The sequence below is a fragment of the Arenimonas sp. genome, from assembly GCF_019459675.1.
GTDB lineage: Bacteria > Pseudomonadota > Gammaproteobacteria > Xanthomonadales > Xanthomonadaceae > Arenimonas.
This window is the reverse complement of sequence record NZ_JAIBFH010000398.1, coordinates 1-9,840: the sequence shown is the minus strand read 5'-3', so window position 1 is coordinate 9,840 and position 9,840 is coordinate 1. Positions and strand designations below refer to the sequence as shown.

10 protein-coding genes are annotated in these 9,840 nt (G+C 68.4%); 3 read left to right on the top strand and 7 right to left on the bottom strand.

From position 1 onward, the window contains the following. Window positions 1-307: hypothetical protein (locus K0M70_RS13215; RefSeq protein ID WP_290782697.1), on the bottom strand; the 307-nt coding region annotated here is incomplete at its 3' end. A 94-nt stretch (window positions 308-401) separates the two neighbouring features. Between K0M70_RS13215 and K0M70_RS13210 the strand changes: the two genes are divergently transcribed. After that, complete coding sequence (locus K0M70_RS13210; protein WP_290782695.1) at window positions 402-1,544, top strand: PilT/PilU family type 4a pilus ATPase; 1,143 nt, start codon at window positions 402-404, stop codon at window positions 1,542-1,544. Window positions 1,545-1,547: 3 nt separating this feature from the next. On the opposite strand, the gene maiA is transcribed toward K0M70_RS13210, so the two are convergent. The 5 genes from maiA to hppD all read right to left on the bottom strand — a co-directional run bounded on the left by maiA (window position 1,548) and on the right by hppD (window position 6,434). After that, window positions 1,548-2,216 (bottom strand): maleylacetoacetate isomerase, encoded by a 669-nt coding sequence (maiA, locus tag K0M70_RS13205; RefSeq protein WP_290782693.1) that lies wholly within the window; start codon window positions 2,214-2,216, stop codon window positions 1,548-1,550. Between the two features lie 107 nt (window positions 2,217-2,323). After that, entirely contained in the window at window positions 2,324-3,319 is a 996-nt protein-coding gene (locus K0M70_RS13200; protein WP_290782691.1) for a fumarylacetoacetate hydrolase family protein, read from the bottom strand. A 28-nt stretch (window positions 3,320-3,347) separates the two neighbouring features. Then, window positions 3,348-3,992, bottom strand: coding sequence for a hypothetical protein (locus K0M70_RS13195; RefSeq protein ID WP_290782689.1), 645 nt, complete (start codon window positions 3,990-3,992; stop codon window positions 3,348-3,350). Further along, a complete protein-coding gene (gene hmgA, locus K0M70_RS13190; protein WP_290782687.1) occupies window positions 3,992-5,287 on the bottom strand; it encodes a homogentisate 1,2-dioxygenase in 1,296 nt (431 codons plus the stop codon). The genes K0M70_RS13195 and hmgA overlap by 1 nt, the downstream gene beginning before the upstream one ends. 46 nt (window positions 5,288-5,333) lie before the next feature. After that, entirely contained in the window at window positions 5,334-6,434 is a 1,101-nt protein-coding gene (gene hppD, locus K0M70_RS13185; protein ID WP_290782685.1) for a 4-hydroxyphenylpyruvate dioxygenase, read from the bottom strand. An 88-nt stretch (window positions 6,435-6,522) separates the two neighbouring features. On the opposite strand from hppD, the gene K0M70_RS13180 reads away from it, so the two are divergent. Beyond that, entirely contained in the window at window positions 6,523-6,972 is a 450-nt protein-coding gene (locus K0M70_RS13180) for a MarR family transcriptional regulator (protein WP_290782683.1), read from the top strand. A gap of 15 nt (window positions 6,973-6,987) precedes the next feature. After that, the gene (locus K0M70_RS13175; RefSeq protein ID WP_290782681.1) at window positions 6,988-8,241 is read left to right on the top strand and encodes a threonine synthase; all 1,254 of its coding nucleotides are present in this window, start codon (window positions 6,988-6,990) and stop codon (window positions 8,239-8,241) included. Window positions 8,242-8,277: 36 nt separating this feature from the next. Here K0M70_RS13175 and K0M70_RS13170 read toward each other — a convergent pair whose 3' ends face one another. After that, complete coding sequence (locus K0M70_RS13170; RefSeq protein WP_290782679.1) at window positions 8,278-9,759, bottom strand: peptide MFS transporter; 1,482 nt, start codon at window positions 9,757-9,759, stop codon at window positions 8,278-8,280. Window positions 9,760-9,840: the final 81 nt, after the last annotated feature.

Sequence of the window (9,840 nt, the reverse complement as noted above, 5' to 3'; positions counted from 1 at the left end):
GGGCGCGCGCCGCGTCCCGCTGCGCGGGGCTGCGCGCCTGGTCGGCGGTGGCCGCGGCCAACTCGGCCTGCCAGAGGGCATCGCGCTGCTTGCGCTTGGCCAGCATCGCCCGGGACGTCTCCAGCTGGGCCCGGGCCCGCGCCAGCGTCGCCTCGGCATCGCCCCGGGGCTGCGCGCGTTCGGCCGCGGCGATGGCCTGCTGAGCCGCGGAGATCGCGGCGGCAGGCGCGGAGGTTGCCGCCCCGGCCGGTGCGCCAGCGAGCGCAAGAACCACGGCGAGATGGATTTTTAGCGAGGAAAATGTCATAAGGCGAGCTCGCAGGTGGGCGGTGGACGCGGGTCATTGTAGACCGTGCCGGCCCATCCAAAGGGACGTAAACGGGGAACCTAAGGATACTCACATGGACATCGGCTATTTTTTGAAGCTGATGACGGAGAAGAACGCGTCGGACATGTTCCTGACCACCGGCGCTCCCGTCTACATCAAGGTTGAAGGCAAGCTCTACCCGCTCGGCAACACCGGCCTGCCGGCCGGCATGGTCAAGAAGATCGCCTATTCGCTGATGGACGAGGGCCAGGTGCCCGCGTTCGAGCGCGACCTGGAATACAACATGGCCATCGCCGTCAAGGACACCGGGCGCTTCCGCGTCAACGTCTTCAAGCAGCGCGGCGAAGTGGGCATGGTCATCCGCGCCATCAAGTCCGAGATCCCCAGCCTGGACCAGCTCAAGCTGCCGGCGGTGCTCAAGGACATCGTGATGGAACAGCGCGGCCTGGTGCTGGTGGTGGGTTCCACCGGCTCGGGCAAGTCCACCACCCTGGCGGCCATGATCGACCACCGCAACGCCAGCAACACCGGCCACATCCTCACCATCGAGGATCCGATCGAGTTCCTGCACAAGCACAAGAAGTCCATCGTCAACCAGCGCGAAGTCGGCCTGGACACCCACGCCTTCCACAACGCGCTCAAGAACGCCATGCGCGAGGCGCCCGACGTCATCCTGATCGGCGAAATCCTCGACGCCACCACCATGGAATCGGCCATCGCCTTCGCCGAGACCGGCCACCTGTGCCTGGCCACGCTGCACTCCAACAACGCCGACCAGACGCTGGACCGCATCCTGAACTTCTTCCCGGAAACGGCGCACAAGAACGTCCTGATGAACCTCTCGCTCAACCTCAAGGCGGTCATCAGCCAGCGCCTGGTGGTGGGCAAGGACGGCAAGCGCCTGCCGGCGGCCGAGATCCTCATCAACACGCCGATGATCCGCGACCTGATCCGGCGCGGCGAAGTGCACGAGATCAAGGAAGCGATGGACAAGTCGCTGCAGGAAGGCATGCAGACCTTCGACCAGTCGCTGTTCCGGATGTACAAGGAGGGCAAGGTCGAGCTGGAGGAGGCGCTGCGCAAGGCCGATTCGCGCGACGGCCTGGCCCTGAAGATCCGCCTGTCGGAAGGCTCCGACACCGGCGAACACGACCCTTACGCCGAGATGTACGGCGGCAGCGGCCCGGGCGGCGAAACCACCACCACCGGCTACTGAGGTTCAGTCGCCGGCGGGCGCGTCGGGCTGGTTTTCCGGCCTGGCGTGCTGGAAGGCGTCCATCGCCTGGCAGGTCTGCACGATCCGCCGCACCGTGTGGTACGGCGCCATGTCCACGCCGAAACGCTCGGCGTTGTACACCTGCGGCACCAGGCAGCAGTCGGCCAGCGTGGGCTGTTCGCCATCGCAGAAGGCGCCGGTGGACGGGTTGTCGCACAGCGTGTCTTCCAGCGCGTCCATGCCCAGCCTGATCCAGTGACGCGTCCACTGGTCGCGTTCGGCCTGCGGCACGTTCCAGGTGTTCTCGAACAGCTGCTGCACGCGCAGGTTGGTGAGCGGGTGCACGTCGCAGGCGATCATCTGGGCAATCGAGCGCACGCGCTGCCGGTCGCGCGCGGTGGCGGGCATCAGCGGCGGCGACGGCCAGGTTTCATCCAGGTATTCGATGATGGCCATGGACTGGCGCAGGATGCGGTTGCCGTGCATCAGCACCGGCACCAGCTCCTGGGGGTTGAGGTCGCTCAGCGGCGGGGCGTGCTGTTCACCGCCGTTGCGCAGCAGGTGCACGGGCATGGTCTCGTAGGGCATGCCCTTGAGGTTGAGCGCGATGCGCACCCGGTAGGCGGCGCTCGATCGCCAGTACGAATAAAGCCGGATAGACGGCGTAGCCATGCGCGCTGCTCCTTTCCCTCGTGCCGCAACTGCCCGGCTGCAGCACCGGGTCTCGTTTAGCCAGCATACGCCGCGCCGCGCCGGCGCGGGAACCCCGCCGCGCGGGTTCAGCCGCGGGCGATGCGCTGCTCGATGGCGCCGAAGAGGCTGCTGCCGCTGCGGTCGAGCATTTCGATCCGCACCGTGTCGCCAAAGGCCATGAACGGGGTGCTGGGCTTGCCGTCGCGCAGGGTTTCCACCGTGCGCAGTTCGGCGAAGCACGACGCGCCCAGGGACGTGTCTTCGTTGGCCACGGTGCCCGAGCCGACCAGGGTGCCGGCCGACAGCGGCCGGGTTTTCGCGGCGTGGGCCACCAGCTGGGCGAAGTTGAACTGCATGTCCACGCCGGCCTCGGGCGCGCCGAACCACGCGCCGTTGACGTGCGTGAGCAGCGGCAGGTGCAGCTTGCTGTCCTGCCAGGCGTCGCCCAGCTCGTCGGGCGTGACGAACACCGGGCTCAGCGCCGAGCGCGGCTTGGACTGCAGGAAGCCGAAGCCCTTGGCCAGCTCGCCCGGGATCAGGTTGCGCAGCGAGACGTCGTTGATCAGGCCCACCAGCTGGATGTGCTCTGCCGCCTGTGCCGGCGTCGCGCCCTGCGGCACGTCGTCGGTCACCACCACCACTTCGGCCTCCAGGTCGATGCCCCAGGCCTCGTCGGCCACCAGCACCGGGTCACGCGGGCCGTAGAAGCCGGCGCTCACGCCCTGGTACATCAGGGGGTCGGAGTAGAAGCTTTCCGGCACCTCGGCGCCGCGCGCCTTGCGCACCCGCGCCACGTGCGGCAGGTAGGCGCTGCCGTCCACGAACTCGTAGGCGCGCGGCAGCGGCGAGGCAAATGCCGCGAAGTCCACCGCGAAGACCGGCTCGCCGTTGATCGTCTCGGCCGGGCTGAGCTGCAGCGCCTCGTACACGCCGTTCAGGCGCGGCGCGGCGTTGGACCAGTCTTCCAGCGCGCGCTGCAGCGTCGGCGCGATGCCGGGCACGCGCACGGCGCAGGTGAGGTCCTTGGACACGACGATCAGCGTGCCGTCGCGGCCGCCTTCCTTGAGTGAACCCAGCTTCATTCCATGACTCCTGTTGTACCGGCGCGGATCAGCCGCAGCCTTCGACGTAGTGGACCTGGGGCGGCACGCCGATGCGCCAGGCGGTGACGGCGCCTGCGGCGCTGATCTCGAACACCAGGCGCGCGGCGCTGCCATCGGCCGGCGTCACGATCAGGTTGCGGGCGCCTTCGACGTACTTGTGCGGCTGTTCTTCCACCGCACCCGGGAAAGCGGCCATCACGTCCATCGCGGTGGCGCCCACGGTGATGTCGCCCGGCGCCACGTGCAGCGGCACGTCCACGTCATAGCGCGCGAACTTGCCGTCCTCGAACAGGAATACGATGCCCCGGGCGCCTTCGGGCTGGGGGTCCATGAACAGCTGGTAGCAGGTGGCGCCTTCCGCCGGCGTGCCCGCACTGAGCGGACGGCCCCAGGACATGCGCACCTGCTCTTCGTTGGTGCCGAACTTCGCGGGACCGAAGCCTTCGAAGTTGATCACCGCCGGGTCGTTCTTCGCGGCGGCGGACGCGGGTTCGGCGGCGGGCTCGGCGGCAGGCTCGGCGGCGGGTTCGGGCGCGGGTTCGACGGCCGGGGCGACGGCGGCGGGCGCTTCGGCCGGGGCGGGCTCGGGCTTGGCGCAGGCGGCCAGCACCAGCAGGCCGGCGACAGACAGGGAAACGGCGAGGCGATTCATCAGCGTTGCTCCGGAGTGAAGTGGCGGGCCAGTCCCTGCCAGCACTGCTGATAGTCGGCCTGGCGGTGGCCGGCGTCCAGCGCCTGCCGGGTCGGCCGCAGCACCGCGCGCGATTCAAACATGAAGGCCATGGTGTCGGTGATCACGTCGGCCTTGGAGAGGTCGGCCCTGGACGCCTTGTCGAACGTCGCCGCGTCCGGGCCGTGGCCGCTCATCGAGTTGTGCAGCGACGCGCCGCCGGGCACGAAGCCCTCGGCCTTGGCGTCGTAGGCGCCGTGCACCAGGCCCATGAACTCGCTGGCGATGTTGCGGTGGAACCACGGCGGCCGGAACGTGTCCTGGGCCACCAGCCAGCGCGGCGGGAAGATGACGAAGTCCAGGTTGCTCACGCCCTCGCTGTCGCTGGGCGAGTGCAGCACCAGGAAGATCGACGGGTCAGGATGGTCGTAGCTGATCGAGCCGATGGTGTTGAAGCGGCGAAGGTCATATTTGCACGGCGTGTAGTTGCCGTGCCAGGCCACCACGTCCAGCGGCGAATGGCCGATGTCGGCGCGCCACAGGCCGCCCTGGAACTTGGCCACCAGCTCGAACGCGCCGGTCTGGTCTTCGTAGGCCGCCACCGGCGCCACGAAATCGCGCGGGTTGGCCAGGCCATTGCTGCCGATCGGACCCAGGTCGGGCAGCTTGAGCATGGCGCCGAAGTTCTCGCACACGTAGCCGCGCGCCTGGCCGTCGGGCAGCGACACGCTGAAGCGGATGCCGCGCGGTATCACCGCGATTTCCTGTGGCTCCAGTTCCAGCACGCCCATTTCGGTGGCAATGCGCAGGCGGCCCTGCTGCGGCACGATCAGCAGCTCGCCGTCGGCGTCGTAGAAGTAGCGGCCCGCCATGTCCTTGTTGGCGGCGTACAGATGCACGCCCGCGCCGGTGCCCGCCTCGGGACCGCCGTTGCCGGCCATGGTGAACAGGCCATCGAGGAAATCGGTCGGCGCCGAGGGCATCGGCAGCGGGCTCCAGCGCAGCTGTTCGGGCGTGACCGGGCCGTGGCCGAAATCATTGTGGAATCCGCCGTGCGCCAGGGCCTGGAACTTGCCATGCAGCGCCGCCGGGCGGACGCGGTACAGCCAGCTGCGCCGGTTCACCGCACGCGGCGCGGTGAACGCCGTGCCGGAAACCTGTTCGGCATAAAGCCCGTAGGGCGCGCGCTGGGGCGAGTTGCGGCCTGCCGGCAGCGCACCCGGCAAGGCTTCGGTTGCGAACTCATTGCCAAAACCGGACTGGTAGCTGAGCGTCATGTCGTGGTTTCCAGGAAAGCTGTGTTGCCGTGGCTGGGGGTGTCGGTCAGAGCACGCCGCGGCGCATCTGGTCGCGCTCGATCGATTCGAACAGCGCCTGGAAGTTGCCCTCGCCGAAGCCTTCGTTGCCCTTGCGCTGGATGATCTCGAAGAAGATCGGGCCGATGGCGTTCTGGGTGAAGATCTGCAGCAGCTTGCGCTGCTTGGTTTCCAGGTCGGCGTCGATCAGGATCTTGTTGGCGCGCAGGCGGGCCACGTCTTCGCCGTGGTTGGGCACGCGCTCGTCGATCACGTCGAAGTAGGTGTCGGGCGTGTCCAGGAACTGCACGCCCTGCTCGCGCATGGCCTCCACGGTGGCGTAGATGTCGTCGGTGAAGCAGGCGATGTGCTGGATGCCTTCGCCGTGGTAGGCGTCGAGGTATTCGTTGATCTGCGACTTGGGGTCGTTGGACTCGTTGAGCGGGATGCGCACCACGCCGTCGGGCGCGGTCATGGCCTTGCTCACCAGGCCGGTCTTGGCGCCCTTGATGTCGAAGTAGCGGATCTCGCGGAAGTTGAACAGGCGCTCGTAGTAGTCCGACCACTTCTGCATGTTGCCGAAATACAGGTTGTGCGTGAGGTGGTCGATGAAGGTCAGGCCGAAGCCGACCGGGTGCGGGTCGGCGCCCGGGATCGGCGCGTAGTCGTCGGCGTACACGTCCTGGCCCGACGGCACCAGGTACAGCATGCAGTCGCCGATGCCCTTCACCACCGGCGTGGCGACGGCACGGCTGTCGGCCTTGTGGCCGATGGCTTCGCCGCCGTTGCCGATGACGGTGTCGAACACCTTGTCCACGGGCATGTCGAAGCGGATCGCGAAGCCGCTGGCGCAGGGGCCGTGGGCGATGGCGAAATCGGCGGCGAAGCCGTCGGGCTCTTCGTTCACCAGGTAGTTCACGCCGCCCTGGCGGTAGACCGTGATCTCGCGGGTCTTGTGCTTGAGCACCGCGCTGAAGCCCAGCTGGCGCAGATAGCCATGCAACATCGGGCCCTGCCCGGCCGGCGCGGCGAATTCGACGAACTCGAAGCCGTTGATGCCCATCGGGTTGGCGAAGGTGGTGGGCTGCATGCCCAGGTTCGGGGCGTGGGTCTGGGGCTGAGCGCTCATGGCGTCCTCCGGGAAGGGTTCGGCGGCTTGCGCCGCAGGTCCCGACGTTATAGTTTCATATGAAACCATTTGCAAGGCGCGGCGCCACATGCCCCAGCGGGACATCCTGGACCTGGAACACTTCCTGCCCTACCGGCTGTCGGTGCTGTCGAACCGCATCAGCCAGGACATCGCCCGCCTGTACGCCGACCGATTCGGGCTGGGCATCACCGAATGGCGCGTGCTGGCCGTGCTGGGCCGCTACCCGGGCCTGTCGGCCAGCCAGCTGGCCGAGCGCACCGCCATGGACAAGGTGGCCGTCAGCCGCGCCGTGGCCAGCCTGCTGGCCGCCGGCCGGGTTACCCGCGCCACCCACGGCGACGACCGCCGCCGCTCGGTGCTCGAGCTGTCCGAAGAGGGCCATCGCGTGTACGCGCAGGTCGCACCGGCCGCGTTAGCCTATGAGCGTCGGCTGCTGTCCAACCTGGGCGCCGACGACCGCGCCGCGTTGTCCCGCCTGATTGACCTGCTGGGCGACGCGGAAGAAAAAACCCAGTAAACGGACGTCTCCCGCATGGGCTACCTGCGCTGCCTGCAAGGCATCGGTTCGGGCATCGAATACTCCGCCGAAACGCCGATGAACCTCGACCCCGCCGACGGCCGTCCGGTGCAGATGGTGCTCGACATCGAACGCCTGGCGCACGACAAGCCCAACGCCGGCTGGTATGACCCGTCGCGCCCGGACCTGTGGCGCTTCGGCGCCCTGATGCCGCTGGACATCACCGACCCCGCCGACGCCGCGCACATCGTGGCGCTGGGCGAAGGCCACACGCCGCTGCTGGACTACTCCGACCACGCGCTGGCGAAAAGCGCCGGCCTGGTGCTGCAGCTCAAGGACGAGGGCAAGGCCTGGCCGGGCTTTGGCGCCAACCCCACGCAGAGCTTCAAGGACCGCGGCATGGCGATGGTGGTGGCGATGGCGCGCCGCCATGGCCTCACCCGGCTGGCCGTGCCCACCCAGGGCAATGCGGGTGATTCCCTGGTGCGCTACGGCCTGGCCGGCGGCCTGGAGGTGGTGGTGGCCATGCCCGACGACACCCCGATGCCGATCCTGGGCCAGGTGGCCGCCATGACCCGCCTGCACCCGGGCCGCGTGCACCTGGAGCTGGTGAAGGGCACCATCCGGGAAGCCGCCGCACTGCTCAAGGCCAATTACTGGAACAACGGCTGGTTCAACGTGGCGACGTTCCAGGAGCCGGGCTGGCGCATCGAGGGCAAGAAGACCCTGGGCCTGGAGATGGCCGAGCCCGCTCGGGGCGAAACACGCTGGTCCCTGCCCGACGCCATCGTCTACCCCACTGGCGGCGGCACCGGCGTGCTGGGCATGGCCAAGGCCTTCGACGAACTCGAGGCACTGGGCCTGGTGGATTCGCGCCGCCCGCGCATGATCTGTGTGCAAAGCGAAGTCACCACGCCGCTGGTGCGCGCCTTCGACGAGGGCGCGCTGGACACCCACGCGCTGCCGCAAACCGGCCCCACGCTGTCCACGGGGTTGAACGTTCCGGCCGGCGTGGGCCAGTTCCGCGTGCTGCAGATTATCCGGGCGACGCAGGGCGCGGCCGTGGCGGTGTCCGAAGCCGACACTGCCGCCGAACTGCACCGGGTGTGGGCAGAACGTGGCCACTGGATTTCGCCCGAAGGCGCCGCTTGCCTGGCCGCCCTGCCCCAGCTGCTTGACCGGGGCCTGGTCAGGCGCGGCGAGCGGGTGGTCGCGGTTAACACCGGCTCACTGGAAAAATACCTGCCCGACCTGCGGCACCTGCTCTGAACCCGACCCAGGCCAGGCGGCCTGGGCGCCACACCCTTACTTCACGCCGTGCATCAGCTTGTTGATGAGCGGAGCGAACAGCAGGAACGTCGCGCCGAAAGCGAAGCCCACCACCGCGATCTGGGTGTAGGTGGCCGCGTACTGCTCGATGCCGCCCACCCCGCCGCCGCCCGAGGCCAGCGCCGCCACCGCGCCCGCCACGTAGTTGCCGATCGCCGTGCACAGGAACCAGGCGCCCATCGCCAGCCCGGTGTCGCGCGCCGCGGCCAGCTTGCTCACCATGGACAGGCCGATCGGCGACAGGCACAGCTCACCCATCGTGTTGATCATGTAGGCCAGCGCCAGGACCTCCCACGGGATGCGGCCGTTGCCGTCCACCAGCGCCCCGATGCTCCACACCAGCACGCTGAAGCCCACCGCCACGAACAGCACCGCGATGCCGAACTTGCGCGGGATGGACGGGTTCATGCCGCGCGCCTCGAGCCTGGGCCAAAGCCAGGCGAACACCGGTGCCAGCGCGATGATGAACACCGGGTTGGCCGACTGGAACAACGTGAAGTCGAACGGCGTGTTGACGTGGTCCTTGGCGAAGAAGTTCAGCGACGACCCCGCCTGCTCGAACATGCCCCAGAACAATATCTTGGCCAGGAACAGCAGCAGCATCGCGATGTAGCGGTGCAGCTGCACCTTGTCGCCGCTGCGCACGCCGGCCACGATGAAATACACCGTCAGCGCCAGGAACATGCCGCCCAGCAGCCAGGCCACCAGGGATTTCTGGCTCAGCAGCAGGTACACCAGCGGTACCGCCACCAGCGCGCCCAGCACCACCACCAGCACGCGCGCCGCGCCGTTGCCGTCGGCCGGCGCCTGGCCGATCGTGCCCATGCGCGCGATGCGCCACTGGAACACCGCCAGGCCGATCAGCATGCCGATGCCCGCGGTGAAGAAGCCCCACTCGTAGCCGAAGCGCGAGCCCACCAGCCAGCCGCAGACCAGCGGCGCCAGCGCGCCGCCGGCGTTGATGCCCATGTAGAACCAGGTAAAGCCCGAATCGCGCCGCACGTCCTCGGGCGCGTACAGCCGCCCCACCATCGTGGAGATGTTGGGCTTGAACAGCCCGTTGCCCACCACGATCAGCGAAAGGCCCAGAAGGAACCAGCGCAGGTCCTTGATCAGCAGCAGGAACAGACCCGCCGCCATCAGCAGGCCGCCGATCACGATCGCGCGCCGGTAGCCGATGTACCGGTCGGCGATGAAGCCGCCGAAGATGCCCGTGGCGTAGATCAGCGCCGTGTACGCGCCGTACGTCAGCGCGGCTTCGGCCTTGGCCTCGCCCTCGGGCAGCATGCCGAAGAAGGTGCTGGCGACATACACCGCCAGCAGCGCCCGCATCCCGTAGTAGGCGAAGCGCTCCCAGAACTCGGAGTGCACCAGCTGCCACAGGGCCGTCGGGTGGCCGAAGGTGTCGCCGGCCGGCGGCGGCACGAAAGGGGCGTTGGAATTGACGGGTGCGGCCATGTCGGGATTCCCGTGGAATGAAAAAACGCGGCCCGGAAACCCCGGCCCGCGTGTTGGCTTTTCGCTGCGCAGGCGCTTACT

Bases quoted from the DNA above. Each gene is read 5' to 3' on its own strand.
- K0M70_RS13175 (WP_290782681.1), top strand. From the start codon at position 6,988: ATGGGCTACCTGCGCTGCCTGCAAGGCATCGGTTCGGGCATCGAATAC.
- K0M70_RS13195 (WP_290782689.1), bottom strand. From the start codon at position 3,992: ATGAATCGCCTCGCCGTTTCCCTGTCTGTCGCCGGCCTGCTGGTGCTG.
- K0M70_RS13210 (WP_290782695.1), top strand. From the start codon at position 402: ATGGACATCGGCTATTTTTTGAAGCTGATGACGGAGAAGAACGCGTCG.
- hppD (WP_290782685.1), bottom strand. From the start codon at position 6,434: ATGAGCGCTCAGCCCCAGACCCACGCCCCGAACCTGGGCATGCAGCCC.
- maiA (WP_290782693.1), bottom strand. From the start codon at position 2,216: ATGGCTACGCCGTCTATCCGGCTTTATTCGTACTGGCGATCGAGCGCC.
- K0M70_RS13180 (WP_290782683.1), top strand. From the start codon at position 6,523: ATGCCCCAGCGGGACATCCTGGACCTGGAACACTTCCTGCCCTACCGG.
- hmgA (WP_290782687.1), bottom strand. From the start codon at position 5,287: ATGACGCTCAGCTACCAGTCCGGTTTTGGCAATGAGTTCGCAACCGAA.
- K0M70_RS13200 (WP_290782691.1), bottom strand. From the start codon at position 3,319: ATGAAGCTGGGTTCACTCAAGGAAGGCGGCCGCGACGGCACGCTGATC.
- K0M70_RS13170 (WP_290782679.1), bottom strand. From the start codon at position 9,759: ATGGCCGCACCCGTCAATTCCAACGCCCCTTTCGTGCCGCCGCCGGCC.